The organism is Aquiluna sp. Uisw_065, assembly GCF_047731275.1.
Classification (GTDB): domain Bacteria; phylum Actinomycetota; class Actinomycetes; order Actinomycetales; family Microbacteriaceae; genus Aquiluna.
In genome coordinates this window covers 1,172,324-1,197,326 of sequence record NZ_CP159836.1, presented here as the reverse complement: position 1 = coordinate 1,197,326, position 25,003 = coordinate 1,172,324, and the positions used below count along the sequence as shown (strand labels likewise).

The following is a 25,003-nucleotide window of genomic DNA, read 5'->3' as shown; positions in this document are numbered from 1 at the left end:
AGCTAACTAAACAGCTTTTGCATGCGGTGAATGCCCTCGAGTAACTGGTCGTCACTTAGCGCATAGCTCATGCGTAAATAGCCACTCGGACCAAAAGCCTCTCCTGGAACTAAGGCGACTTCGGCCTGCTCCAGAATCATGTCTGCAAGTTCCAGAGAACTCGTGATCTGCTTGCCGGCCCAAGTCTTACCCAGTAAGCCACTGACGTCTGGGTAAACATAGAAGGCACCCTCAGGATTCGGTGTCATCATCCCCGGTATTTTGTTCAGTTCGGCCACGGCAAGTTTCCGTCTGCGATCAAAGGCAGCCAGCATCTGTTCGATCGGCTCTTGATCGCCGGTTATCGCGGCAATTGCGGCTCGCTGCGAGATGTTTGAAACATTCGAGGTCAGGTGTGACTGCAAGTTGCCTGCGGCCTTGGCAGCATCGTCAGGGGCAATCATCCACCCAAGCCGCCAGCCGGTCATGGCGTAGCTCTTGGCAACGCCATTGACCATGATGGTGCGGTCTTGGATCTCTGGCACCAGCTCAGTTATTGAGTAAGCGCGAATGCCGTCATAGACCACGTTTTGATAAATCTCGTCGCTTATCACCCAAAGATTGGGTTTGGTTGCGGCCCAATTCCCAATGTCTGTCAGCTCTTGTTTAGAGAACACTGCGCCAGTTGGGTTTGACGGTGAGCAAATTAGCAACGCCTTGGTCCTTGGTGTGTAGGCGGCCTCTAGTTGTTCGACTGTTACTTTGTAGCCCTGGTCGGATCCTGCGAAAACATCGACTTGCTTGCCGCCAGCAAGCTTGATTGCTTCGGGGTATGTTGTCCAGTAGGGAGCCGGTACCAATACTTCGTCACCATCATTGAGGATGACTTGAAACGCCTGGTACACGGCCTGCTTGCCGCCGTTAGTAACAATTACTTGGCTCGGAGTTATTTTGGTTCCGCTGTCCCGGAGTGTTTTTTGAACAATCGCTTCCTTCATTTCCGGCAGTCCAGCGGCCGGGGTGTAGCGATGATTTTTAGCGTCTCGGACTGCAATTGCCGCGGCCTCAACAATGTGCGCCGGAGTGGGGAAATCGGGTTCTCCGGCGGCGTATGAGATGACCGGGCGTCCGTTTGCAATTAGGGCCTTGGCCTTGCTGTCGACCTTTAGGGTCGCAGATTCTGCAATGGCGCTAATTCGCTTGGAAATTCTAGAGTCAGACATACTTCAAGAATAGTTGCGGATTGTGTTGACGGCGGTTGATTCCCCGTTGCAATGCTTGAAATAACCCTCTACACTTACTTAAGTTGACATCTGCCGATAACTATTCTGGCGAAATTCACTTAAATAGATTCAATCTATAAGTGTGTCTTTTCCAGATGGCACTTGAAACCAAGCCTTGTGCTAAGTAACGGTTGGTGGCGATGTCACACACAGGGCGGTGGCTCAATTGGTAGAGCAGCGGTCTCCAAAACCGCAGGTTGCAGGTTCGAGTCCTGTCCGCCCTGCGAAGAAAGAAGGTTATGTTGGCAGAAGAGAACGAGAAGGCTTCAGAGGACTTAGTAGAGAAGGCGCAAGCCGACGCTGCCAAGGCAAAGAACCCTATCCAAAAGGCGACATTGTTTATTCGCCAGGTTCTTTCGGAGCTAGGCAAAGTAACAACACCTACTCGTAAAGAGCTGATCAATTACACCGGAGTCGTTCTTGGCTTCGTAGCGGTGGTAATGGTCATCATCTCCGCTCTTGACTGGGTTTTCTTAAACGTCGTGACCTTCATGTTCGCAGGATAAGAGGTACTAAATGTCAGATCTAAATTTCAGTGACGTCGCAAAAGACGCCAAAGCCACAGAAGAAGTCGAAGCGGTTGAAGCCGTCGACAGTCAGGCCGTGGAAACCCACGCAGCCGAGTCGAACGAAAGTGAAGTCGAATCCACCGATGATGCTCTAGAGGCCGAAGCTGAGGTCGTCGAAGCGGAAGCAGTCGAAGAGGCAGCAGCGGTGGTAGAAGAAGAGCCGATCGTTGAAGAGGCCGACCCTTACTTGAAGTTTCGCGAGGAACTTCGTGGCCTTGACGGCAAATGGTACGTTGTCCACTCCTACGCGGGCTACGAGCGTCGCGTGAAGCAAAACATTGAAACCCGTAAGGCAGCTCTTGCTGGTGGAGATGACATCCTGCAGATCGAAGTTCCAATGGAAGAGTCCATTGAGATCAAAAACGGTCAGCGCAAATTGGTTTCTAAGGTCCGCATTCCAGGTTACGTGCTAGTTCGCATGGAACTCAATGAGGACAGCTGGACCCTGGTTCGCCACACACCAGCCGTAACCGGCTTTGTGGGCAACTCCCAGCACCCAACTCCACTTCGTCCGGCAGAGGCATTTGAAATGCTGAAGCCACTTTTCACTCCAGAAGAGACCGAAGATGTAAAGAACTCCAAGGCTGCTGGAAACGGCCCTGGCGGCAAGGCAAAGTCAAGGTCTATCCCGGTCAATATCGACTTCAAGATCGGCGAAAGCATTTTGATCAAGGACGGTTCTTTTGCCGGCCTTCCCGGCACAATCTCCGAAATCAAGCCAGAAAGTGGCAAGGTTACGGTTTTGGTTTCACTATTCGAACGCGAGACTCCAGTAGAACTGGCCTTTGACCAGGTCGGTCCGCTGAACTAAGGAAAGATAGAAAAATGGCACCCAAAAAGAAAATCACCGGTCTGATTAAGTTGCAGATCCAGGCAGGCGCTGCTAACCCAGCTCCACCTATCGGACCTGCACTAGGTCAGCACGGCGTAAACATCATGGAGTTCTGTACTGCATACAACAACGCAACCGCAGACCAGCGCGGAAACGTTGTACCAGTAGAGATCACCGTTTATGAAGACCGTAGCTTCACATTCATCCTGAAGACACCACCAGCCGCCGAGCTAATCAAGAAGGCAGCCGGAGTTCCAAAGGGCAGTGGCACACCTCACACCGTGAAGGTTGGCAAGCTAACCAAAGAGCAGGTTCACGCCATCGCCGAAGTAAAGATGTCAGACCTGAACGCTAACGATATCGACGCAGCTGCGAAGATCATCGCCGGCACCGCCCGCTCAATGGGAATCACCACTGAGCTGTAAGCAGCAAAACAACTAGATAGTCGTGGGAGGGGTAGTACCCCATAAACCACTACTGTGACCGAAAGGAATAGCAGCATGGCAAAACGTTCGAAGGCCTATACAGAGGCCAAAGCAAAGATTCAAGAGGGCAAGTTCTACTCCACTGCGGAGGCGTCCGCCCTAGCAATCGACACCGCCGGCAAGAAGACCAACTCAACAATTGAGGTTGGACTGAGGCTGGGTGTTGACCCAAGAAAAGCCGATCAGATGATCCGTGGCACCGTCTCGCTTCCACACGGAACTGGCAAGATCGCCCGAGTAATCGTGTTCGCTAACGGTGCAGCAGCAGATGCTGCTCGCGAAGCTGGCGCCGATGAGGTTGGCTCCGACGAGCTAATCGCAAGGGTTGAAGCTGGCTGGACTGACTTCGATGCTGCGGTTGCAACTCCAGACCTAATGGGTAAAGTTGGGCGCCTTGGAAAAGTCTTGGGTCCCCGTAACCTGATGCCAAACCCTAAGACCGGAACAGTAACAATGGACACCGCCAAAGCTGTCACAGACATCAAGGCTGGTCGTATTGAGTTCCGCATCGACAAGCAGTCAAATCTGCACTTTATCGTAGGCAAGGCAAACTTTTCAGCTGAGAAGCTAACCGAGAACCTAAACGTTGCAATGGAAGAAGTTGTTCGCCTCAGGCCATCGACGGCTAAGGGCAAGTACCTACTAAAGGGTTCCGTCGCAACCACTTTCGGTCCTGGGATTCCATTGGATCTTTCGGACTACTAAAGAGTTCTTAACCACCTGGTCAGCGCCAGCGTGCTCACGCAATCGTCTTGGTTGTAGTCGAGCACCTGGCGCTTCAGTGTCTCTGCGGCAGTCGGGTCTGACTCGAGTTTCCCCAGGTAGGACTCGTAGGAGTCCATCGAGCCCATAGCCTCTTTGACCGTTGATGCTCGTTCAAATTTGTAGTAGTTCTCAAGCTTCTTTATCGAGTAACTTTCTTGAGACAAGACAAGCGAAGACTTCACGAGCAAATAAAGATCGACAAATACTCCGTCACTGATTAGTCGTTCTACCTCGTCGATAAAGCTATCGAATCGCTTTGCCAGTCTGCGCAGGGCAGCTAGCTCGTAGTTCGCATAGTGATATACCTTGAGCTCGGGGTAGGTGACTAACCGGGCAAATAAAAACCGGATAAAGCCCTCAAAAGACTCTTTTTCAGCGAGTCGATCATCAGCCCAAGACCAGTGAAATTGCGATCCGGAATCGATGGTCAGATACCCGAATAGGTACTCGAGGCCTCCGGCTGGTGCCGAAAACACAAATCCTTCTAGATCGAAAAACAGGTCTCCCTTGTTTTCTTCTGGCAGCTCGGTTAGCGGTCCGCGGTTCTTTACTTCGTAGACGTGTTCTCCGGTGTCGTAAGTGTGTTGTTGAAGCCGGGCTTGTCTTGCAAACACCGCAACTTTTTCTGAGCTCATCGTTTCAGTGCCACCGTCAAATGCACCAAGCTCACGCACGGTGTTGATTCCGGTTGTCCGAAGTGAAACAACCTGAGCCTTCGAGATTCCAGCAACCAGCTGCAGGCTATTAGTTTCATATCTTTGGTGACTGCAGAGCTTGGGGTATTCACAAATATCGCAATAACTAGTAGCGGTGCAAATCAGCTCTCCGCAGTCGGCTATTGAGGCCGGGTTAGAGTCAATAAAATCGGCTACTTCATCGAGGTATGCGCTGCGCTTTAATTTCATGTTTGCCAAAAGCACATCGCCAGTAAATTCGTTGATTTCCCGGCTACCTTGGATTAGACCATGTGTGCCAGGAGCATTTAGGCCCAGAGTCTCTAGTACGTCAACATAGAGCCCGACTTGCACCTGGTATTCAGGCTTTGGGGTTTTTGAAAGCTTGGCGTCCCAAGCCGTATAGCCGGCAGTTAGGTCGCCAGACTTTTTTGCCGTTAGTCCGGTTTTAGTGAATTCGAACCGATAGTCGGAGCGCAAAAGGAAATCCGGACGGCCGGAAAATATCATGCTTCCCGAGCCCCCTTTGAGGCTTCCTTGGTAAATCACTGGAACATTTGCGAGCATGAGCTTCTGAGTGTCGGCCGGATCATAGCTATCGGGCTTCTGGATTAGATCACCGAGGTTCTCAAGCAACTCTTGTTCGAGAGAGTCCTCAAATCGATTTCCATATCGGATTGGAAGGTTATCGGGTCTCTCGTAAAAAGAGTCCAGCAAACTCTGTAGCTGGGGAAGCTTGAGTTCTCTGGCAACCGAGAGCTTGGTGCAGTGCGGGCACTGAGCGCGCATCAAATCTCTTGAGTCGAAACTCCAGGCTCCATCGCGTAACTTCATTAGAACAAAGAGTGCCACATTTTACGAGTCAAGGAGTCATCTTGTGAGTGGCTCACCAGCAGGAGGCTTGGGGTCCTGATGGGAACTCTTATACCCGATTGGGTCAATTAGCGCCTGACCTATAACGAAAATCATTGCGCTAAGCCTAGGATTTAGCCATGAAGACCGCCCTGAGCATAAAGACCGCAATTCGACTTCCTCTCATTGGCCTAGCCGCCGCTTGGCTACTTTTTATGATTGCCGCCTACTCCCAGTTGTTGGTGCAGCGCACCGTCTATCTGGATGACGGAACTTCGGTTTATCCGGACCCAAGATTTCAGTTAGAGATCTATCTTTTCTTCCTGGGCATTACTGCGTTTGCTCTTGCGGCACTTGCCGGACAGAAACTTGCGCTGAGAATCAGAACGGAATCTGACTCCGGCTTAGCCATAAGCGCCCACCGCCTAAACAACTTAGGCGTCGTACTTTCCTTGGTCGCTGGAGCCATCTTTGCCATCGCAAGTTTCTTCGGTGCTTGGGGCTCCAACAATCCCTCGGACGATCCAGTCGGATTGCGGTTGCTAAATGTCTATGTGCCAATCATCCTCGCAACGGCCCTAGTCGTGTTTGTGATCTTGGCCGCGTTTGTATTCCGAAAAGATGCCCCAGATATTCCAGCGGGGGAAAAGGACGAAGATCGCAAAAAGCTGCAGCGCGCAATTGGCCTTGCTTATGCAAGTCCCATTATCGGGACAGCGATTGCGATTATCTTTGGCCTCGTCGTTTACGACGTCACTCGTACCGGTCTTGATGTTTGGATCTGGGTAATCATTCAGACTCTCATAGCAGTTTCCATAATCACCGGCACCCGGTTCGCTGCACAAGCCAGGTCCTCGAAGCCGTTACCAGTCAAAGAGCGCAGAATCGGTCTGGCCGCTGTAAAGCTAAACCTTGTTTTGGCTATTGTGTTTGGTGCTGTCGTGACACTCATGGCTTTCACGATGGGCTTTCAGGCTATTTCCAGTCTCGAAGTCTTCCCGGACTGGAGAGAAAACATGGCTGCAGTGGAGCAGCAGGCCAAAATTATCGTTCCCTCTATCAGTTGGTTTGTTCGACTAATGCTTCCAGCGCTAGTCTTACTCGCGCTGGCTGCGTTCGGTATCTACCGAACCACTACATCGCGCCACGCTGATAAGGACTAGAAAGCACATGCAAACACCCCTTAAGGGCCTGCTTTTCGATAATGATGGAGTCCTTGTCGACTCTATGCCCGGGGCTTTGCAAGCCTGGGTCTTATGGGGCGAGCGGTACCGTCCGGGCTTTGTTCTAAGTGCCGCATATCATGGCCGACGAGCAAGCGACATCGTCGCAGAATTAGTAGCAGGAGAGCAATTCCAAGAGGCGCTTGAGTACATAAACCAACTTGAGCTTGATCAGGCTCATGCAACCATTGCTCTTTCTGGAACGCTTGATCTTTTGGCTTCACTACCGGAAGGCGCTTGGAACATAGTGACGGGGGCCAATCCCGAATTGGCCCGAGCCAGACTATCTGCGGCGGGAATTTTGGCACCTCAGGCTCTAGTGACCGCCGACGACGGCCAAAAAGGAAAGCCTGATCCGGAGCCTTACTTACTGGGCGCCCAAAAAATCGGGGTAGCGATAGCCGAATGTGCAGTGTTTGAAGACGCCCCAGCGGGTCTCGTGGCCGGTAAATTAGCCGGGGCGGCATTGCTAGTTGGAATCGGAGAACAAACCCTAGATTCGGTTGCGGATCTGGTGATTGCCTCACTAGCGGGATTGAAATACTCCCAAGGGTTGTTAGAAATACCAGATGAAGTTAGGTTGAGGTAATGGCAGAAATAGAATTTTATAGCGCAAACTGGTGCAGCGACTGCAGGCGTTCAAAGTCACTATTGGACACTCTTGGAGTTGAGTACGAGACATTTGATGTTGAAGAGAGCAAGGAGAATGCGGACAAGTCGCAGGCTATTTCCGGGCGCCACAACATACCGGTGATCAAATTCGCCGATGGCAATTTCCTAGTTGAGCCAAGTGATGCCATACTGCACGCAGAGCTTAAAATCCGCGGAATCATAGCCTAGGTCTATCTTTTTTGGCGTTCGGGTCGTAGGCTTTTACTATTGTGAGCTCGGGGTCTCCGGATTCACCAGATAAGGACTCCCCCAACGATGCCAAATAATAACTATTCGCCTGCTCCGACCAAAGAAAACGGTCGAAAGGGCTACGCCTCCAAAAAAGGCGATTACCAATCCAATGATGGAGCTCGTAAGCCCCGTCAGTCACAACGACCTGACCGAGTTCAGCGCGAGGATTCTCGCGACAAGGACTTTTCAAATGCGCGTGCCAAGACCGGCAAAACCTTCCAGGGTGACAAGAAGCTAGACAGACTTGAAGCCACCGAAGTAGGCGAGAGCTTTGCGACTTTCCAGGAGATGGATCTTCCAGAGCGCCTGACTCAAGAGCTAGCGAAGATGGGTGCAGCAACACCGTTCCCAATTCAGTCTGCAACTATCCCTGCAGCCATGGCTGGCCGACACGTATTGGGCCGCGGAAAAACCGGTTCCGGTAAGACAATTGCTTTCGGTGTCCCGCTAGTTGCCTTCCTGGCAAAAGCTGGTAACCAGCCGAGAGTGCCGCTGAAGCCAAAGGCTTTGGTTCTTGCACCAACGCGCGAGTTGGCTCAGCAGATCGACCGCACTCTTTCCCAGCTTGCAAAATCAGTAGGTTTTTACACCACCACCATTTACGGTGGCGTGCCCCAGCACCGTCAGGTCGAAGCTCTAAAGCGCGGCGTAGACATTGCTATTGCCACCCCGGGTCGCTTGGAAGACCTAATGGCCCAGGGCAAAATTGACCTTTCTGGTCTAGAAAGAGTGGTAGTCGACGAGGCTGACCACATGTGTGAACTGGGCTTTGTTGAGCCAGTGAACCGCATTCTGGAAGCAGCAGGAGACAGCCAGAAGCTTCTTTTCTCTGCAACCTTGGATTCTGAGGTAGCTCAACTTGTCAAGAAGTTCATGCCGTCACCTTACGTGTACGAGGTACCGGGCGAAGTAAATGAGTCTTCCGACATCGAACACCGCGTGCTAGTCATGGATCCAAAGGATCGATCGGCAATCTTCCACCGCCTAGTTCAGGGCTCTGGCAAGTCAATCGTGTTTGTTCGCACCAAGCTAACGGCTGAGGCTTTGGCTTCTAGCCTGAATGACGCCGGTGTCCCAACAGCTAGATTGCACGGAGACCTAAACCAGGCTCAGCGAACCAAGAACCTAGAGCGATTCATCAAGGGTTCTGCCCGCGTTATGGTCGCTACCGACGTTGCAGCCCGTGGTATCCACGTTGACGACGTCAAGCTAGTGATTCAGCTCGATTTGCCTGAGGAGTACAAGACCTACCTGCACCGAGCTGGCCGCACCGGCCGAGCTGGACGCAGCGGAACCGTAATCTGCATGGTGCCATCGGGTCGCTCAAGAAAAGTAGAAGATCTACTGCAAAGAGCTGACCGCGAAGCCATCTACAGCAATGTAACCCCGGGTCACGAATTGCTTGAAGAGCTGGCTGGGCCTATTGCGCCACCATTGGTCATGGATTCAATCGACTTCGGTGATTCAAGATTTGCGACTGTAAACAAGGGCAAAGCCAGAACTGACTTGCGGGCACGCCACACGCCTAATAAGATGGGCGGAGCCAAAGACCGCCGGTACAAGTCGCGCTAAAACCTAGAACTAGTTCTAGATCCGCCGCGACTGACGAAGGTTCACGAAAGTGAAAACCAGCGCAGGTGTATGAAGAGATTCTCTTTTTGAGTTTTGCTCCGTGCGCCTAGCGCCGGAGCATTTTTTTGATCCTCTTGTCACCGGCACTAAACAAACAAGGAGCGCCATGGCAGACAAGAAGGAAAAGGTAGCCGAGCTAACCGAAAGGTTCACAAGCTCGAACACCGTTATTCTGACTGAATACCGCGGACTCAGTGTGACGAAGATGAAAGAGCTTCGTCGTGCAATGGTTAATGACGCAACATACGTGGTTGCAAAGAACACCCTTCTGAGAATTGCTGCGAAAAACGCAGGAGTCACCACTTTCGACGACCAGCTGGTTGGACCATCAGCCCTGGCATTCGTTCACGGTGACCCAGTAACAACTGCCAAGGCTCTGAAGGACTTCGCAAAGGCTAATCCACTGCTTCTTATCAAGTCCGCCGTTATGGATGGCATTGACCTGGATGCAGATGAGATTAACAAGCTCGCTGACCTCGAAACCCGTGAGGTGCTATTGGCTAAGGTCGCTAGCGCAATCAAGGCAACGATGTTCAAGGCCGCCTACACCTTCAACGCGCTTCCTTCCGGGGCAGTTCGCGTTGTCGACGCATTGCGTCAAAAGCAAGAGTCCAACTAATTACCCAAACCAAATAGGAGATCAAAATGGCAAAGATGACTGCCGACCAGCTCATTGAAGCTTTCAAGGAGCTAACCCTTATTGAGCTTTCAGACTTCGTAAAGAAGTTCGAAGAAGTATTCGAAGTATCAGCTGCGGCACCAGTTGCTGTTGCAGCAGCCGGTGGCGCTGCCGCTGAAGCAGTAGAAGAGAAGGACGAGTTTGATGTTGTTCTTGAGGCTGCTGGCGACCAGAAGATCCAGGTTATCAAGGAGGTTCGTGCCATCACTAACCTAGGCCTAGGCGAAGCCAAGGCTCTTGTTGACGCAGCTCCCTCAATCATTCTTGAGGGTGCAAAGAAGGACGCTGCTGAAGAAGCCAAGGCAAAGCTTGAAGCCGCTGGTGGCAAAGTAACCCTAAAGTAATCTTCCAAATAGAATCAAGAAACCCTGGTGCTCGCGCACCGGGGTTTCTTATTTGTCATTTGCACACAAACAGCCACAATTTCCTGAAACCGCCTGGATTATTGGCATCGCCGATTTTTGTTAGCTCGCGGAGGAAAACTGCCGTTAGGACGGGCTGAACAAGCCGAAAGAAAGCCAGATCAAAAGAGCATTCAAGATGCTCAGAGTGCCAGCGATAAGGTATCCGAGACCACTAACCCAGGCCTGGCTGCGGAATTTACCCATTAGGTTTGAATCAGAACAAAGCTTTACTAGAGGAAAAAGAGCAAAAGGGATTCCAAAACTTAGAACTACCTGGCTCAGAACCAGTGCCTGTGTGGCATTTACGTTCAAAGACAGAATGATTATTGCCGGAATTAGGGTGACCGATCGTCTCACGAGGATGGACACTCTCTTTTTTATGAGGCCCTCCATAATCACGCTACCGGCGTAGGCACCAACAGAGCTAGACGCTAGGCCGCTTGCGAGCAGCCCGACGGCGAAGAGGAGCGCTATCCCCTCGCCCAAGTTCAGGGAAATCGCGGCGTGGGCGCCGAGGATGGAGTCGGTTTCCGCTTGCCCAAACAGTGTTACTGCACCAACCAGCAGAATACCTACGTTCACAGCACCTGCAATCAGCATCGCGAGGCTCACGTCCCACTTTGTGGCCCTTAGGATTCGCTCCTTGCTTCCTGGTCGGTAAAGATCCGGAAAACGATCTCTGGATAGAGCAGAGTGCGCGTAGATCGCATGCGGCATGATTGTCGCGCCAATGATCCCAACTACTAGGAGTAATGACTCAGTTCCATCAAACTGTGGAATCAGTCCGGCAGCCACTTGGCTTGGGTCGGGAGGAGCAACAAAGAGCCCGGCTAAAAAGCCCACGGCGGTTACTGCAACCAGTCCTATGATCACAAATTCAAAGCCTCTGACTCGTCCGGTGCCTTGAAGACCCAGCATTCCTAGTGAAATTGCTCCAGTGATGAGGCCGCCATAAATTAGGGGGATGTCAAAGATTATGTAGAGGGCTAGTGCTCCACCGATGACTTCAGCCACATCGGTAGCCATAGCGATGAGTTCGGCTTGTATCCAATACAAGATCCTTGCGGGTCTTGATTTAAATCTCTCGCCAAGAACAGTCGGTAGTGACTTGCCTGTCACAACGCCCAATTTTGCCGACAGATACTGGACCAACCAGGCCGTGGTGTTGGCCAAGACGATAACCCAGAGAAGCATGTAGCCGAACTCGGCTCCGGCAGTCAAGTTGGTAGCGACATTTCCGGGGTCAAGGTAGGCAACGCCAGCAACTAACGCTGGTCCCAACAAGTAGAGGCCTTGAGTGCGCTTTTTGATATTGGAAAACATTCTCAGCCTCTCGCTTGGTTACGAAAAAGCCGGGTAACTTATGTCACCCGGCTTGATCAATCTATCTAGTGCTTGCCGTTGCAGTTGCAGCTATCTTTTGAGCAGTTGCAATCCATTTTCGCCTCCTTAGAAGTCCCAGTCGTCATCAGTTGTCGACTCGTGCTTACCAATTACGTAAGAGGAGCCGGAGCCTGAGAAGAAGTCGTGGTTCTCATCAGCGTTGGGTGATAGTGCAGCAAGGATTGCTGGGTTCACGTCACACTCATCTTTAGGGAAGAGTGGGTCGTAACCCAAGTTCATCAGTGCCTTGTTGCCGTTATAGCGGAGGAACTTCTTTACGTCTTCAGTAAGTCCCATTCCATCGTATAGGTCGGCCGTGTACTTGATTTCATTGTCATAAAGTTCAAGTAGCAGATCGTAGGTGTAGCTTTTTAGCTCTGCTTGACGAGCCTCTGACTCTTCAGCAAGCGCTAGCTGGTACTTATAACCAATGTAGTAACCGTGAATAGCTTCATCACGAATGATTAGACGAATCAGGTCAGCGGTGTTGGTTAGCTTTGCTCTGGAGGACCAGTACATCGGCAAGTAGAAACCAGAGTAGAACAAGAAGCTTTCCAACAGAGTGGACGCAACCTTGCGCTTTAGAGGGTCATCACCCTTGTAGTAACCAAGGATTATCTCAGCCTTTTTCTGCAGGTGAGGGTTGTCCTCACTCCAGCGGAAAGCCTCGTCAATGTCGGCCGATGAGCAAAGCGTTGAGAACACCGATGAGTAGCTCTTGGCGTGCACTGACTCCATGAAGGCAATGTTGGTGATGACTGCTTCTTCGTGAGGAGTTCGGGCGTCTGGGAGCAACGCAGCGGCTCCGATGGTGCCCTGAATGGTATCTAGCATCGTCAAGCCAGTGAAGACGTGCATAGTTAGTGTTTTCTCGTGCGGCTTGAGGGTTTCCCACGACTGAATGTCATTGGAAATAGGTACCTTCTCTGGCAACCAAAAGTTGGAGGTCAGTCGGTTCCATACGTCCATGTCAATTGGGTCTTCAATCTTGTTCCAGTTGACGGGTCGGCTTACTAGTTTGATCTTGTTCATAGTTTTCTTTCCTGATTCCTAAAGCATGCAGCTGACGCAGCTATCAACCTCTGTACCTAACAGGGCCTGCTGACGAATGCGGATGTAATAAATGGTTTTGATGCCCTTGCGCCAAGCGTTTATCTGCGCACGGTTTACGTCTCTTGTGGTAGCGGTGTCTTTGAAGAACAAAGTTAGCGACAAGCCCTGATCCACGTGCTGGGTTGCAACAGCGTAGGTGTCAATGATCTTGTCTGGACCAACCTCGTAGGCATCGTCGTAGTAATCCCAGGTGTCTTCTGATAGGAAAGGCGCTGGGTAGTAAACGCGGCCCAATTTACCTTCTTTGCGAATCTCAATGCGAGATGCGATTGGGTGAATTGAGCTTGTCGAGTTGTTGATGTAGGAAATCGATCCGGTTGGTGGCACTGCCTGGAGGTTCTGGTTGTAAATACCGTGAGCCATAACCGAAGTCTTTAGCTTCTTCCATTCAGCCTGAGTAGGAATCTTCGCTCCCGATTTTGCAAAGAGCTCCTTTACCTTCTCGGTTTTGGGCTCCCACTCCTGGGTTACGTACTTCTCGAAGTACTCCCCGCTTGCGTATGTCGAGTTTTCGAAGTTGGCAAATGAGGTGCCTCGTTCGATTGCGATTTTGTTCGAGGCCTGAATTGCGTTGAACACCACAGTGTAGAAGTAGATGTTCGTGAAATCGAGAGCCTCTTCGCTGCCGTAGTGAATGCGTTCGCGGGCTAGGTAGCCGTGGAGGTTCATCTGTCCTAGACCGATCGCGTGACTCTTGTGGTTACCGTCCGAGATTGAGCGAACGCTTACGATGTCAGACTGGTCGCTCACGGAGGTCAATGCGCGGATAGAGGTCTCGATGGTTTTTGCGAGATCCGGACCATCCATTGCCATGGCAATGTTCAGCGAGCCCAAGTTGCAGGAAATGTCCTTACCAATCTGGTCATAAGACAGATCAGCGTTATAGGTGGTCGGTGTGTTCACCTGAAGGATCTCAGAGCAAAGGTTTGACATGTTGATGCGACCTTGGATGGGATTTGCCTTGTTTACGGTGTCTTCATACATGATGTATGGGTAGCCGGACTCAAACTGAAGTTCAGCGATGCGCTCAAACAAAGTACGAGCCTTTATCTTCTGCTTCTTAATCCTTGGGTCATCAACCATCTCCTGGTATTTCTCAGTAACTGAGATGTCACCAAACGGGACTCCGTAGACCTTTTCAACATCGTACGGTGAGAACAGGTACATGTCTTCGTTGTCTTTTGCCAAGTGCATTGTGATGTCTGGAACCACTATGCCAATTGAGAGCGTCTTGATGCGAATCTTCTCATCAGCGTTCTCACGCTTGGTGTCTAGGAAGCGAAGAATGTCTGGGTGGTGAGCATTTAGGTAAACCGCACCCGCACCCTGACGAGCACCAAGCTGGTTTGCGTAGGAGAAGCTGTCTTCCAAGAGCTTCATCACTGGGATGATTCCGGAGGACTGGCCTTCAATCTTCTTGATTGGAGCTCCATACTCACGGACGTTAGAAAGGTTAAGGGCAACGCCGCCACCACGCTTTGAAAGCTGAAGGGCCGAGTTGATGGCTCGAGAAATTGACTCCATGTTGTCTTCGATTCGAAGCAGGAAGCACGAGACAAACTCGCCGCGCTGCTTCTTGCCGCAGTTCAGGAAGGTAGGAGTGGCTGGTTGGAAGCGTCCTGAAATGATTTCTTCAACCATTGAGATCGCAATGTCTTCTTTGCCTTCGGCTAGAGCCAGAGCAACCATCACTACGCGGTCTTCGAAGCGCTCCAGGTAGCGTTCACCATCAAAAGTCTTTAGTGCGTATCCGGTGTAGAACTTGTAGGCACCCATGAAAGCGTCAAAGCGGAACTTCTTGGAGTATGCAAGCTTCTCTAGTTCTTCAATGAACTCGAAGCGGTACTGGTCCAAAACCTCTTTTTCGTAGTACTCATTCTCAACTAGGTAGTCGAGGCGCTCTTTCAAAGAGTGGAAGAAAACAGTGTTTTGGTTCACGTGGTCCAAAAAATACTTGCGAACAGCGAGCTTGTCTTTATCAAGCTGCATCTTTCCATCTTTGTCCCAAAGGTTGATCATGGCGTTGAGCTCGTGATAGCTCATGACACTTTCGATGCCAGTCTTGCCGGTTTCAACTCCGTTGTCGTCTAGTTCTATTACCTGGTTAGCCACAGCTTCTCCAGCCTCTCTTTTACTTGCTCGATATCGTCCGGGGTGCCTAGCAGTTCCGCTTTATAAATCATTGGAACTCCAAGCTTGGCGGCTACCAAGTCTCCAGCTAATCCATAAGAAGAGCCAAAGTTGGTGTTCCCAGTTGCAATCACGGCACGCACGTGTTTGCGGTTTGCAGGATTGTTCAAGAACTTGATTACCTGCTTGGGAACAGTGTTGTTGTCATCTCCAGAACCATAGGTTGGGACCACTAGAACACTTTCGCCCTCATGGACAAAGCTTGCAGCTTCATCGGTTTTGAGGGGGATTCGGATACTTGAGTATCCGAGCTTCTCGACAAATCGCTTAGTGTTCTCCGAAACCGAAGAAAAATAGACGACGTCAAACATTTCGGGTCCCGCTCAGGCGCTTAGTGACTGAATACGGTCCATACGGAAACCACTCCAGTGGTTCTCGCCTGAAACAACTACCGGAGCTGCTGTGTAACCCAAGGTCTTCACCATGTCTAAAGCCACTGGATCCTGGCTCATGTCAACCTCGTCATACTCGATTTGGTTGCGTTGCATCATGCGTTTGGTGCTATCGCACTGCACGCAAGCTGGAAGTGTGTAAACGGTAACCGCCACGGTTGCCTCCTTAGGTTCCTCAAGGGCCTGTTTTAGCCCTTTTTTGACAAAGTTTTAGTGAATTTCTTACCAATTTCAGATTTCTTATAATAGCACTAAACCACTACATCTAGTAATAAATCATAAAGAAATTCACTTATTTAGTTATTTCTCAAACATTAACCCACAACTTGAACTTTAGGGCGTTCAATATGCCAGCGTGTCGCAGGAAGTTTTCAATATTGGATGAATTCTTCGTTCTACGACTCGCTCAAATAGCCTCAACTTCCTGCGAAAGTATGACCTCAGCCACCGACATCTATGAAAAGCCTTGCGAAATTTCGCATTAATTCTTTCCAACTCGCTGCTTCGCGCAGGCCGAATTCAAAGCCGTTCCGATTGGAGCTCTTAAGATTGTTATTGCCGGAGGGGTAACGGAGGGCGAAGTCACAGCGGAGGGACTATTCTCTTAGAGTGTCAGAACCTAAGCCAAACCGGATTCGCGGCAGGGTTATAGATTCTGGAGATCAGCTTTCTAAAAAAATGCTGATTGGCTACGTTGTAATTTTGGCCCTGTCCATGAGCTTGGTGCCGTATGCGATTGACCCCTTCCTTCCTGCTTTCCCTGAGATAGCAACCTACTTCGGCGTTCCAAACGGAACCGTTCAAGCCTCGCTCACTGGTGTCACGGTAGGGATTGCACTCGGACAGCTAGTAATCGGACCGCTCTCGGACGCCTTTGGTCGAAGGCCCCTGATCCTTCTTGCAACCACTGGCTTCGGTTTGAGCGCGGTACTCGCCTTTTTCGCACCGAACTTCGAAACTTTCTTGGGCTTGCGATTTGCAATGGGATTCTTCGCTGCTGGCGCCGACGTGGTAAGCCGCGCCATCGCGAGAGATCTTTACCGTGGGCATCGCATGCAGACAATGCTGGCAAAAATCTTCTTAATTCAATCGCTTTCGCCCATCATCGGGCCAATAGTCGGAGCGCAACTTACTCAAGCGGGCAACTGGCAGGCCATTTTTCTGATCTTTGGATTCGGCGGCATTATCCTTGCGCTTTTCTCATCTGGTTTACTTGTTGAGACCCTGCCCGTCGCAAGGCGACGAAGTAGCACCCCAATGGGTCTGGCTCGGGGTTACCGCGCGGTTTTGAAAGACCGGGTTTACATCGGCTTGATGATATTTGGAGCCTTCCAGATTTCTGCGCTATTTGCCTACCTAAACAACGTCCCATTTCTGTTTCAAGACAGTTTTGGTCTCAGCCCAGGCGACTTTGGATTTTGGATCGCGGCCAATTCGCTGGCTTCTTATGTTGGAGTTCAGGTAGGTGCTTATGCTGCCAGGCATATCAAGGGCCAGTGGCTACTGGCAATCTACTCAAGCATCGGAATCTTCATCGGCGCTGGGCTATTTGCAACCGCAGGATCCGGGTTGATTGTTGCAGAAGCATTTTTCATGCTTCAGCTGTTTATCTTTGGCGCTGGAATAACCACTATCCCGACCATCGCGCTTTACAATCATGGCTCTGAGGCCGGCACGGCCGCCTCATTGCTGGGAGTGGTGAACTTCACAACCGCAAGCGTTGTCTCGATTGCTTATGGCTTTATGGATAATCAAGACACTCGCGACATTGGAATCTTGATCGGGCTGCTATTCGTGGTTTCACTTTCCAGTTTGATGTTTATTACTAGACCGTGGAAAGTTCCGGATCTAAGAAGCGGCAATTAGCTAAGTCTTTTGATGCCGAAGTTTTAGCCGGCGTCCTTGGGCAAAGAACGCACCTATTAGAACCAAAATTGCCCCCGCCGGTTCGTACCAGTGCAGGCCTTCGCCCAATAAAAGCACTCCCCAAACTGTCGCAATCACTGGGTTTGTGTAGGTGACGGTCGCGGCCACTGCGCTGCCGGCGGTTGCCACCACCTGATGAAACAGCCAGTAGGAAATTCCGGAACCCAGGACGCCAAGCAGCACTAAAGCTCCCGCGCTCTGGAAAGTTGGTTCCGCGACCAATAGCGGGCCGGTAAACAGGTAAACCGGTAACAGAATTACCGCACTGGTCAATACCTGAACGCTTGCGGTGACAGTTGCAGGCAGCTTCATCGGAGTTACATATTTTCTTATGTATGGCGTTCCAATTCCGTAGGAAATTGAGGCCGCGATTAAAGCCAAGATTGCTATCGGCTCACTTGCGCCAAACCCTTGCCAAATTCCAAGAGTTATTCCCACACCAACTAGGCCAACCAACAAGCCGATGATTGCGGTCGGATTTTGCTTTTGAGCCCTGAAGAGCGTGAAGGTGGCCAGCAAAGTAAACATCGGTGTCGTGGCATTCAGAATGGCAGCCAAGATACTCGTCGTGTATTGCTGGGCAAAGGCATACATAGTGAAGGGGAACGCGGACATGAAAAAGCCCGCGACTAAAAGATGCAGCCATTGCTTAGCCTCACTCGGGAGCCTAAGACCGAGGCTGTAGGTGATGATAATCATGGCAAGAGCACCGAGTGCTGTTCGCCAGAACGCAACACCAACCGCGGTTGTCAACTCGAGCGAAAGCTCAATAAGAAAAAAGCTAGAACCCCAAATTACAACTAGCGGAATGAACTTGATAACCCAGTTATCTCGCATCACTGATTAGTCGGTCTGAATCTCGGATTTATCGCCGGACCAGAGGGTGTGGAAGGCCCCTGGCATATCCACTCGTTTATAAGTGTGAGCTCCAAAGAAGTCACGCTGACCCTGCACCAGTGCTGCCGGTAAGCGCTCGGCACGCAATCCATCAAAATAGCTCAGCGAAGAAGCAAAGGCTGGAATCGGAATGCCGGCCAGTGAAGCTTTGGATACAACCTGACGCCACGCTCCAGCAGCATCTTCGATTGCCCTTATGAAGTAGCCGTCAAACAGCAACGAAAGTAGCTTCGAGTCTTGCCTGTAGGCATCAGAGATGCGGTTTAGGAACTGAGCTCGGATTATGCAGCCTCCGCGCCAGATCTTTGCGACCTCTCCCAGATTTATGTCCCAGTTATTCTCGAGCGCCCCGGCTCCAATGGCGTCGAAGCCTTGGGCGTAGGCCACAATCTTGGAGGCGTAAAGCGCTTGTCTGACATCTTCAATAAATGCGCCTTGGTCGGCAATTTCCCAGATGGTGTCGCCAGCTGAGTATTCCGGCGCTCCAGCGCGCTGAGCTGCTTGCGAGGAAAGCGAACGAGCGAAAACTGCCTCGGCAATACCCGATACCGGGGTGCCTAGATCGAGTGCATTCTGAACAGTCCAAACGCCGGTGCCCTTAGAGCCCGCGGCATCCAGAATCACATCGACCAGCGGCTCACCAGTCTTCTGATCGACCTGGGCTAGCACTTCGGCGGTGATTTCAATCAAGTAGCTCTCAAGTTCCCCGGCATTCCATTCGGTTAGAACCCTTGAAATCTCAATGGGGTTTAGACCGCCGGCTTTACGAAGGATGTCGTAGGCCTCGGCGATTAGCTGCATGTCGGCATACTCAATGCCGTTGTGAATCATTTTCACAAAGTGTCCGGCTCCGTCGCTGCCAATGTGGGTAACGCATGCCTCATCTTCGGCAACGGCCGCGATTGATCTAAGAATGGGACCTAGGTGCTCATAGGCCTCTTTTGAGCCGCCGGGCATAATTGAGGGGCCTTTCAGGGCCCCCTCTTCGCCACCCGAGATTCCGGCGCCAACAAAGTGAATATTTTTGGCCGAAACTTCTTTTTCTCGTCGAATAGTGTCCGTGTAAAGGGCGTTCCCACCGTCCACGATGATGTCGTCTTTTTCGAAGCGCTCGCTGAGGGCTGTAATTACAGCGTCGGTGGCGAAGCCTGCCTGCACCATGATTATCGCGATGCGGGGCTTGGCCAGGGAGGCTACGAACTCATCGATTGAATCGCTGGCGATGAAGTTTGCCTCCGGGTGGTTAGCCACAAGATCATTAGTCTTCTCAACCGAGCGGTTATAAATGGCGACCTTGTTGCCGGACCTGGAAGCCAAGTTTCGGGCGAGGTTTGAACCCATTACTGCCAGACCAACCACGCCGATGTTTGCAGCTGCACTCATGCTTAGATTTCCTGGTTCTCTATATCTAGCTGACTAGATGCGATGCGAGGGCTTCGTTGGCCTGCGGAATTTTCCTTTAGATTAGCGCAAGGTGCAAATCTTTAGGGTTTTAGGGTCTCGCTGATGATCCCAACAAAGCGCTCAACATCAGCCTCGGTAGTATCAAAAGCACACATCCAGCGCACTTCGTTTGTCTTCAGGTCCCAGTCGTAAAAGTGAACCTGCTCACGAATCTTTGCGATTGCTTCTTTGGGAAGGCAGGCAAATACCGCATTGGCATCAGTGGGGTTGGTAAACCTGAGGCCTACTATTTCACCACTTTCCATCTTGGCTTCGAGCAAGTGACGCAAGTGACTTGCCATCTTGTTGGCGTGAGCGGCAGAGCGCATCCCTAGACCGTTTTCCAAAAGCGCCAATAACTGAGCCGAAGCAAAGCGCATTTTGGACATAAGTTGCATTGAGAGCTTTCTTAGGAAAATCAAACCATCTACTGCCTCGGGGTTTATCACCACAACCGCCTCGGCGGCAATCACGCCGTTTTTAGTGCCGCCAAAGCTCACGACGTCGACACCGGTATCGGTAATCATCTCCTTGAACGTGACGCCGAGCGCTGCAGCGGCATTCCAGATTCTGGCGCCATCCAGGTGGAGAAGCAGTTTGTTTTCGTGGCAGTAGTCGGCTATCGCTTTTATTTCGGCAACAGAGTAGACGGTCCCGACCTCGGTGCTCTGGGTGATAGATACCACCAACGGCTGTGCTCGATGCTCAAAGCCAATGTCGTAAACCTGAGTGGCGATTGACTCCGGGGTTAGCTTGCCGTGCACGTGCTGAACATTGAATAGCTTCAAGCCACTGACGCGCTCTGGCGCACCGCCTTCGTCGGTTTCAATGTGGGCAAGGTTTGAGCAAATCACTGCGCCCCAGCGCGGCATCATTGCGGTTAGCGCGAGTACGTTCGCGCCGGTTCCGTTGAATACTACGAACGTTTCGGCTTGCTGGCCAAACTCATCTCGCATCTTTTGCCGAAGGGCTTGGGTGTAGTCGTCATATCCGTAAGCACTCTGATGTCCATCATTGGCGCTGGCAATTGCGGTAAGCACTTCCGGGTGAACTCCGGCGTAGTTATCGCTTGCGAAACTGCGAAGTGTTTGATCGTGAGTTACCAATGAAGCTCCCAAAATTGTTTGTACTTGATTGAACCACATTTTTGTTTATTCACGGTTAGATCAGGCCGCCTTGTCGAGGCTATCCTTGAGCCATGGCCCGAAGTATATATCTTGCCTCAGTTGAAGGGCACACAGCCAAATCTGTCGTTGCGCTTGGAGTTTTGGAGGCGCTAAAGACAAAGCACAAAACTATTGGCGTTTTTCGGGCCGTGGTGCCATCGAGAGACAGCAAAGATCGCGTTCTAGAGCTTTTGTTATCAAACCTTCCTAACAAGCTTGATTATCAGGCTTGCATCGGTGTGGGCTACCCAGAGCTTCATGAGTCATCAGATCGGGCGCTCGAGGTAATTTCACAGCGCTACCAAAAGCTTGCCGCTCAGTGCGACGCCGTTCTGGTCATCGGGTCCGACTACACCGATGAGGCTGCACCCGCCGAACTCTCCTTCAACGCCCGGGTCGCTGCAAACATTGGTGCGCCATTACTAATGGTCTTCAGCGGTCGAGAACTGGATGGATCAGACACCCACCTTGGGCAGGCGCCTCCAAGAACCCCAAAGAAATTAGCCCGGATCGCCGAGGTGGCACTTCGGGAGATAAGGGGCTATCACGCAACGCTTCTGGGCATTGTGGTGAACCGTGCCGAAACCGAAGACATGGCGAAGATTGAATCAGCTGTCATGGCCTCTACAAAGACCAAAAACGTCTTTGTGGTTCCAGAAGATCCCTATCTAATGGCGCCCACACTGGGCGAAATCCAAACCGCAATTGGGGGAAAGCTCGTACTGGGCTCCGAAGATCGGCTGGATTCGGCGGCTCTAGATGTTGTAGTGGCCTCGATGTCGGTACCAAACGTGTTGACTCAGTTGATGCCGGGTGCAGTAGTTGCGGCCCCGAGCGACAGAACAGACGTGTTACTAGCACTCCTAATGGCGGATAGCTCGGAGACTTTCCCCAAGCTCGCTGGCGTAGTGATAAACGGCGGCTTCGAGATGCCAGAACCAATAACAAGACTGATCAATGGCTTGAAATCCACTTTGCCGGTGATTGCGGTTCCCACCGGAAGCTTTGACAGCATGATGGGCATAATCCAAACTCGTGGAAACGTGTCCCTAAAGGACACCGAGAAAACAGCCAGGGCCCTGAAGCTTATTACTAAGCACTTACCAAAGGCGGCGCTCGCAAGACTAGTGGCGGACTGTGTCATCAAGGTTGTGACTCCGCTGATGTTTGAGCAGCAGTTGGTGCTGAGGGCGTCACAGAATCTCCGGACCATAGTTTTGCCGGAGGGTTTCGATGACCGCATTCTTCGGGCCGCCGCCGAGGTGCTGGAACGAAAAGCGGCCAAGCTGATAATCCTTGGCTCTAAAGAGGACATCAAAAACCGCGCAGAGCAGATGAAGCTGAATCTTTCAGCCGCAAAAATCATCGATATAGAAACTTCGCCCGAGAAAAAGCGTTTTGCGGAAAGTTATGCAAAATTACGCCAGCACAAAGGTGTTACCAGTCAGCATGCGCTTGAAACCATGAGCGATCTTTCGTATTTTGGAACGATGCTGGTTCACGAGGGGCTCGCAGATGGCATGGTCTCCGGTGCTGCTCACACCACTGCCCAAACAATCACGCCGGCCTTCGAGATCATCAAAACAACCCCCGGGGTAATGGCTGTTTCCAGCGTCTTTTTGATGGCACTGGAAGACCGGGTTGTTGTTTATGGCGATTGCGCAGTCATTCCAGAACCAACCGTTGAGCAGCTTGCCGACATTGCAATTTCTTCGTCGGAGACTGCGAGACAGTTTGGAATCGAACCCCAGGTTGCGATGCTCTCTTATTCAACTGGCGATTCTGGCGCTGGAGCCGAAGTTGATCGAGTGAGGCAGGCAACCAAGTTAGCTAAAAAGCTTGCTCCCAAGTTGCCGATAGAAGGCCCCATTCAGTTTGACGCAGCCGTTGATGCAGCGGTAGCGCTCGCTAAGCTTCCAGGTTCTTCGGTCGCCGGCCGTGCCACAGTCTTTGTTTTCCCAGACCTGAACACTGGCAACAACACCTACAAAGCCGTCCAGCGAACCTCCGGTGCTCTAGCCATTGGTCCGGTTCTACAGGGTCTTAGAAAGCCAGTGAACGATTTGTCTAGGGGTGCGACCGTAAAGGACATCGTCAACACCATTGCGATCACCGCGATCCAGGCTCAAGGTAATAACCAATGATGCCCATCCTGGTTGTGAACTCGGGTTCAAGCTCGGTGAAGTATCAGGTTCAAGATGTCCATTCTGGCGACTCCTTGCTAGAGGGTCTTATCGAACGAGTTACGGATCACGATGAGGCTTTCAAGAAAATGCTTGCGGAGATAGCCGACTCCAAAATCGAACTAAGCGCTGTTGGTCACCGGGTCGTTCACGGCGGAGCAAAGTTTTCGAGCCCCACGGTCATCAGTGAAGAAGTATTGGCCGAGATTGAAGCCTTGGTTCCACTTGCCCCACTCCACAATCCCGGTAACTTGGCTGGGATTCGTGCCGCCAGAGGCGCTTTTCCGGGGCTTTTGCAGGTGGCGGTATTTGACACGGCGTTTCACCAGACCATGCCCGCCAGCTCCTATCGCTATGCGATTGATCAAAAGCTGGAAAAACGGTTCGGGGTCAGAAAATATGGCTTTCACGGGACTTCTTATGCTTTCGTTGCAAACCAGAGTGCCAAGTTCCTGGGCATCAAACAGCAGGACCTCAATGCGGTTATTTTGCACCTTGGCAACGGCGCGTCTGCTTGTGCGGTGAAGTCTGGTATTTCCTTCAATACCTCAATGGGCATGACGCCGCTTCAAGGTCTCGTTATGGGGACTAGGTCTGGAGACGTTGACCCCGGCATTATTTTCTATTTAGCCAATGAAGCCGGGCTGTCAAATGCCGAAATCGACAAAATGCTAAATACCGAATCCGGTCTCAAAGGCCTAACCGGCATCAGTGACATGAGGGACATTAGTGCTCTGGCAGCAGCTAAAGACCCTCTGGCCCAGGAAGCTTTAGAAATTTACACCCAGCGAGTCAGGCACTATCTCGGGGCTTATTTTGCAGAGCTCGGACAGCTGGATGCGATTGTTTTCACTGCGGGCGTCGGTGAGAATTCAGCGGAAATTCGAAGCATGGTTTGCGCAAACCTCAATGCACTCGGCATTGAAATAGACGAAGATCTGAATCAGGCCAAGGCAAAAAATAATCGTGATATTTCCCTATTAGGTTCAAGAATTAGAGTGTTAGTGATTCCCACTAACGAAGAGCTAGAAATAGCGAATCAAACCGCAGCACTTCTTAAATAAGGCAGGGCATGACATGAGCGCACCGACCCCGTGGGTAATAGAAGCACCGGTTGCTGGCTATCACTGGAAGGCCAAGAATCCAAGGGCGCAGCTCTTATTGCAGCACGGCCTCGGCGAGTACTCCAAACGCTATGTGACTCAGTACTCGCAATTGATACCCAAGCTTGTCGCGAGCGGCTTGGATGTTTATGCAATTGACCTTAAGGGTCACGGCAACACCGCCGGTATTCGCGGACTAGTTGATGTTGTGGCCGCAGTTGATGACCATCTGGTCGCACGAGCTGCAATGCCAAAGAAGCTGCCAACTTTTTTGCTTGGTCACTCACTCGGTGGGCTGGTAACTGCTGGCAGTATCGTTCGGGATCAAGCCAACATTGAGGCTGCCATAATTTCAAGCTCTGCAATGCAGGCACCCTCAAGCGCAGGCCTGAGAGCTCTTACCAAGGTGCTAGCCAGGATTGCTCCGGAAGCACCGGTGCCAGTTCCAAGACCAGGCATCGAGGCCTTTACTAGAGACAAAGAACTTTTAGAAGTAATCGCGAACGATCCCGAAATGTTTTTGGGTAAAGCAAGAAACCTAGTTGGCAGAACCACACTTTTGCTTTCCGATGAGGTTTGGTCGAAGGCGAGCGTCTGGAATGTCCCAACATTGTTTATCCACGGCGACAAAGACACATCAACAGAAGTTGAAAACTCCGTGAAGCTTCACGCGGCCATTTCCTCCAAAGACAAAACACTGAAGGTTTATCCTGGCGGCTACCACGAGCTACTAAACGACAACAGCAGCCAAGAGGTGCTCTCTGACCTGTTTGCCTGGCTGGATAAGCGCAGCTCAGTCTCGAAATAATTCGCAACAAACGGCAACTAATAGGTTATGCACTTGACATGGCAATGATCTCAATACATACTTCTGCGTAATGAGTACTCGATCAGCATTGAACGCGCAGCCAAGCTGCGCAATGTTCT

Annotated in this window: 24 protein-coding genes and 1 tRNA gene; 15 read left to right on the top strand and 10 right to left on the bottom strand. The window is 51.3% G+C overall.

The genetic code is table 11. The annotated features are described in order from the left end of the window. Positions 1–2: 2 nt before the first annotated feature. The gene (locus ABXT50_RS06020) at positions 3–1,202 is read right to left on the bottom strand and encodes a pyridoxal phosphate-dependent aminotransferase (RefSeq protein ID WP_415273971.1); all 1,200 of its coding nucleotides are present in this window, start codon (positions 1,200–1,202) and stop codon (positions 3–5) included. Between the two features lie 211 nt (positions 1,203–1,413). Here ABXT50_RS06020 and ABXT50_RS06015 point away from each other — a divergent pair. From ABXT50_RS06015 to rplA, 5 genes are all read left to right on the top strand, one after another. After that, a tRNA-Trp gene (locus ABXT50_RS06015) sits at positions 1,414–1,486 on the top strand. A gap of 15 nt (positions 1,487–1,501) precedes the next feature. Beyond that, complete coding sequence (secE, locus tag ABXT50_RS06010) at positions 1,502–1,768, top strand: preprotein translocase subunit SecE (protein WP_415273970.1); 267 nt, start codon at positions 1,502–1,504, stop codon at positions 1,766–1,768. A 10-nt stretch (positions 1,769–1,778) separates the two neighbouring features. Continuing rightward, positions 1,779–2,642: a transcription termination/antitermination protein NusG gene (nusG, locus tag ABXT50_RS06005; RefSeq protein ID WP_415273969.1), complete on the top strand. Its 864-nt coding sequence runs from the start codon at positions 1,779–1,781 to the stop codon at positions 2,640–2,642. Positions 2,643–2,656: 14 nt separating this feature from the next. Then, complete coding sequence (rplK, locus tag ABXT50_RS06000) at positions 2,657–3,088, top strand: 50S ribosomal protein L11 (RefSeq protein WP_415273968.1); 432 nt, start codon at positions 2,657–2,659, stop codon at positions 3,086–3,088. A gap of 75 nt (positions 3,089–3,163) precedes the next feature. After that, positions 3,164–3,853: a 50S ribosomal protein L1 gene (gene rplA / locus ABXT50_RS05995; protein WP_415273967.1), complete on the top strand. Its 690-nt coding sequence runs from the start codon at positions 3,164–3,166 to the stop codon at positions 3,851–3,853. Here rplA and ABXT50_RS05990 read toward each other — a convergent pair. Then, on the bottom strand, positions 3,850–5,421 hold the full coding sequence (locus ABXT50_RS05990) for a TM0106 family RecB-like putative nuclease (RefSeq protein WP_415273966.1): 1,572 nt from the start codon (positions 5,419–5,421) through the stop codon (positions 3,850–3,852). The two genes, rplA and ABXT50_RS05990, sit on opposite strands and share 4 nt — an antisense overlap. A 158-nt stretch (positions 5,422–5,579) precedes the next feature. On the opposite strand from ABXT50_RS05990, the gene ABXT50_RS05985 reads away from it, so the two are divergent. The 6 genes from ABXT50_RS05985 (at position 5,580) to rplL (ending at position 10,220) form a co-directional block, all read left to right on the top strand. Then, positions 5,580–6,602, top strand: a complete 1,023-nt coding sequence (locus ABXT50_RS05985) for a hypothetical protein (RefSeq protein ID WP_415273965.1) — start codon at positions 5,580–5,582, stop codon at positions 6,600–6,602. A 7-nt stretch (positions 6,603–6,609) separates the two neighbouring features. Next, entirely contained in the window at positions 6,610–7,251 is a 642-nt protein-coding gene (locus ABXT50_RS05980) for an HAD-IA family hydrolase (RefSeq protein WP_415273964.1), read from the top strand. Further along, positions 7,251–7,502: a glutaredoxin domain-containing protein gene (locus ABXT50_RS05975; protein WP_415273963.1), complete on the top strand. Its 252-nt coding sequence runs from the start codon at positions 7,251–7,253 to the stop codon at positions 7,500–7,502. The genes ABXT50_RS05980 and ABXT50_RS05975 overlap by 1 nt, the downstream gene beginning before the upstream one ends. A gap of 87 nt (positions 7,503–7,589) precedes the next feature. Next, positions 7,590–9,137, top strand: a complete 1,548-nt coding sequence (locus ABXT50_RS05970) for a DEAD/DEAH box helicase (RefSeq protein WP_415273962.1) — start codon at positions 7,590–7,592, stop codon at positions 9,135–9,137. A gap of 166 nt (positions 9,138–9,303) precedes the next feature. Beyond that, positions 9,304–9,816 carry a 50S ribosomal protein L10 gene (rplJ, locus tag ABXT50_RS05965; RefSeq protein ID WP_415273961.1) on the top strand — a complete coding sequence of 171 codons (513 nt, stop codon included), beginning with the start codon at positions 9,304–9,306 and terminating at the stop codon, positions 9,814–9,816. A 26-nt stretch (positions 9,817–9,842) separates the two neighbouring features. Continuing rightward, positions 9,843–10,220: a 50S ribosomal protein L7/L12 gene (gene rplL, locus ABXT50_RS05960; RefSeq protein ID WP_415273960.1), complete on the top strand. Its 378-nt coding sequence runs from the start codon at positions 9,843–9,845 to the stop codon at positions 10,218–10,220. A gap of 144 nt (positions 10,221–10,364) precedes the next feature. On the opposite strand, the gene ABXT50_RS05955 is transcribed toward rplL, so the two are convergent. The 5 genes from ABXT50_RS05955 to nrdH all read right to left on the bottom strand — a co-directional run bounded on the left by ABXT50_RS05955 (position 10,365) and on the right by nrdH (position 15,514). Continuing rightward, positions 10,365–11,603: an Nramp family divalent metal transporter gene (locus ABXT50_RS05955; RefSeq protein ID WP_415273959.1), complete on the bottom strand. Its 1,239-nt coding sequence runs from the start codon at positions 11,601–11,603 to the stop codon at positions 10,365–10,367. Positions 11,604–11,729: 126 nt separating this feature from the next. Then, positions 11,730–12,695: a class 1b ribonucleoside-diphosphate reductase subunit beta gene (nrdF, locus tag ABXT50_RS05950; RefSeq protein WP_415273958.1), complete on the bottom strand. Its 966-nt coding sequence runs from the start codon at positions 12,693–12,695 to the stop codon at positions 11,730–11,732. Between the two features lie 18 nt (positions 12,696–12,713). Then, positions 12,714–14,819 (bottom strand): class 1b ribonucleoside-diphosphate reductase subunit alpha, encoded by a 2,106-nt coding sequence (nrdE, locus tag ABXT50_RS05945; RefSeq protein ID WP_415274820.1) that lies wholly within the window; start codon positions 14,817–14,819, stop codon positions 12,714–12,716. A gap of 53 nt (positions 14,820–14,872) precedes the next feature. Then, the gene (gene nrdI, locus ABXT50_RS05940) at positions 14,873–15,277 is read right to left on the bottom strand and encodes a class Ib ribonucleoside-diphosphate reductase assembly flavoprotein NrdI (RefSeq protein WP_415273957.1); all 405 of its coding nucleotides are present in this window, start codon (positions 15,275–15,277) and stop codon (positions 14,873–14,875) included. A 12-nt stretch (positions 15,278–15,289) separates the two neighbouring features. Beyond that, the gene (gene nrdH / locus ABXT50_RS05935; RefSeq protein ID WP_415273956.1) at positions 15,290–15,514 is read right to left on the bottom strand and encodes a glutaredoxin-like protein NrdH; all 225 of its coding nucleotides are present in this window, start codon (positions 15,512–15,514) and stop codon (positions 15,290–15,292) included. A gap of 453 nt (positions 15,515–15,967) precedes the next feature. On the opposite strand from nrdH, the gene ABXT50_RS05930 reads away from it, so the two are divergent. Continuing rightward, positions 15,968–17,224 (top strand): multidrug effflux MFS transporter, encoded by a 1,257-nt coding sequence (locus tag ABXT50_RS05930; protein ID WP_415273955.1) that lies wholly within the window; start codon positions 15,968–15,970, stop codon positions 17,222–17,224. On the opposite strand, the gene ABXT50_RS05925 is transcribed toward ABXT50_RS05930, so the two are convergent. The 3 genes from ABXT50_RS05925 to ABXT50_RS05915 all read right to left on the bottom strand — a co-directional run bounded on the left by ABXT50_RS05925 (position 17,225) and on the right by ABXT50_RS05915 (position 20,769). Continuing rightward, entirely contained in the window at positions 17,225–18,121 is an 897-nt protein-coding gene (locus ABXT50_RS05925) for a DMT family transporter (protein ID WP_415273954.1), read from the bottom strand. It lies immediately after the preceding gene. Positions 18,122–18,127: 6 nt separating this feature from the next. Next, positions 18,128–19,564: an NADP-dependent phosphogluconate dehydrogenase gene (gene gndA / locus ABXT50_RS05920; RefSeq protein ID WP_415273953.1), complete on the bottom strand. Its 1,437-nt coding sequence runs from the start codon at positions 19,562–19,564 to the stop codon at positions 18,128–18,130. A 101-nt stretch (positions 19,565–19,665) separates the two neighbouring features. After that, complete coding sequence (locus ABXT50_RS05915) at positions 19,666–20,769, bottom strand: threonine aldolase family protein (protein ID WP_415273952.1); 1,104 nt, start codon at positions 20,767–20,769, stop codon at positions 19,666–19,668. A gap of 53 nt (positions 20,770–20,822) precedes the next feature. Between ABXT50_RS05915 and pta the strand changes: the two genes are divergently transcribed. Genes pta through ABXT50_RS05900 form a run of 3 tightly spaced genes read left to right on the top strand, consistent with a single transcriptional unit; the run spans position 20,823 to position 24,884 of the window. Next, positions 20,823–22,934 carry a phosphate acetyltransferase gene (gene pta / locus ABXT50_RS05910; protein WP_415273951.1) on the top strand — a complete coding sequence of 704 codons (2,112 nt, stop codon included), beginning with the start codon at positions 20,823–20,825 and terminating at the stop codon, positions 22,932–22,934. Beyond that, positions 22,931–24,037, top strand: a complete 1,107-nt coding sequence (locus tag ABXT50_RS05905) for an acetate/propionate family kinase (RefSeq protein WP_415273950.1) — start codon at positions 22,931–22,933, stop codon at positions 24,035–24,037. Before pta ends, ABXT50_RS05905 begins: the two co-directional genes overlap by 4 nt. Before the next feature lie 13 nt (positions 24,038–24,050). Further along, the gene (locus ABXT50_RS05900; RefSeq protein WP_415273949.1) at positions 24,051–24,884 is read left to right on the top strand and encodes an alpha/beta fold hydrolase; all 834 of its coding nucleotides are present in this window, start codon (positions 24,051–24,053) and stop codon (positions 24,882–24,884) included. Positions 24,885–25,003: the final 119 nt, after the last annotated feature.

Bases quoted from the DNA above. Each gene is read 5' to 3' on its own strand.
- ABXT50_RS06020 (WP_415273971.1), bottom strand. From the start codon at position 1,202: ATGTCTGACTCTAGAATTTCCAAGCGAATTAGCGCCATTGCAGAATCT.
- secE (WP_415273970.1), top strand. From the start codon at position 1,502: ATGTTGGCAGAAGAGAACGAGAAGGCTTCAGAGGACTTAGTAGAGAAG.
- nusG (WP_415273969.1), top strand. From the start codon at position 1,779: ATGTCAGATCTAAATTTCAGTGACGTCGCAAAAGACGCCAAAGCCACA.
- rplK (WP_415273968.1), top strand. From the start codon at position 2,657: ATGGCACCCAAAAAGAAAATCACCGGTCTGATTAAGTTGCAGATCCAG.
- rplA (WP_415273967.1), top strand. From the start codon at position 3,164: ATGGCAAAACGTTCGAAGGCCTATACAGAGGCCAAAGCAAAGATTCAA.
- ABXT50_RS05990 (WP_415273966.1), bottom strand. From the start codon at position 5,421: ATGAAGTTACGCGATGGAGCCTGGAGTTTCGACTCAAGAGATTTGATG.
- ABXT50_RS05985 (WP_415273965.1), top strand. From the start codon at position 5,580: ATGAAGACCGCCCTGAGCATAAAGACCGCAATTCGACTTCCTCTCATT.
- ABXT50_RS05980 (WP_415273964.1), top strand. From the start codon at position 6,610: ATGCAAACACCCCTTAAGGGCCTGCTTTTCGATAATGATGGAGTCCTT.
- ABXT50_RS05975 (WP_415273963.1), top strand. From the start codon at position 7,251: ATGGCAGAAATAGAATTTTATAGCGCAAACTGGTGCAGCGACTGCAGG.
- ABXT50_RS05970 (WP_415273962.1), top strand. From the start codon at position 7,590: ATGCCAAATAATAACTATTCGCCTGCTCCGACCAAAGAAAACGGTCGA.
- rplJ (WP_415273961.1), top strand. From the start codon at position 9,304: ATGGCAGACAAGAAGGAAAAGGTAGCCGAGCTAACCGAAAGGTTCACA.
- rplL (WP_415273960.1), top strand. From the start codon at position 9,843: ATGGCAAAGATGACTGCCGACCAGCTCATTGAAGCTTTCAAGGAGCTA.
- ABXT50_RS05955 (WP_415273959.1), bottom strand. From the start codon at position 11,603: ATGTTTTCCAATATCAAAAAGCGCACTCAAGGCCTCTACTTGTTGGGA.
- nrdF (WP_415273958.1), bottom strand. From the start codon at position 12,695: ATGAACAAGATCAAACTAGTAAGCCGACCCGTCAACTGGAACAAGATT.
- nrdE (WP_415274820.1), bottom strand. From the start codon at position 14,819: ATGAGCTATCACGAGCTCAACGCCATGATCAACCTTTGGGACAAAGAT.
- nrdI (WP_415273957.1), bottom strand. From the start codon at position 15,277: ATGTTTGACGTCGTCTATTTTTCTTCGGTTTCGGAGAACACTAAGCGA.
- ABXT50_RS05925 (WP_415273954.1), bottom strand. From the start codon at position 18,121: ATGCGAGATAACTGGGTTATCAAGTTCATTCCGCTAGTTGTAATTTGG.
- gndA (WP_415273953.1), bottom strand. From the start codon at position 19,564: ATGAGTGCAGCTGCAAACATCGGCGTGGTTGGTCTGGCAGTAATGGGT.
- ABXT50_RS05915 (WP_415273952.1), bottom strand. From the start codon at position 20,769: ATGTGGTTCAATCAAGTACAAACAATTTTGGGAGCTTCATTGGTAACT.
- pta (WP_415273951.1), top strand. From the start codon at position 20,823: ATGGCCCGAAGTATATATCTTGCCTCAGTTGAAGGGCACACAGCCAAA.
- ABXT50_RS05905 (WP_415273950.1), top strand. From the start codon at position 22,931: ATGATGCCCATCCTGGTTGTGAACTCGGGTTCAAGCTCGGTGAAGTAT.
- ABXT50_RS05900 (WP_415273949.1), top strand. From the start codon at position 24,051: ATGAGCGCACCGACCCCGTGGGTAATAGAAGCACCGGTTGCTGGCTAT.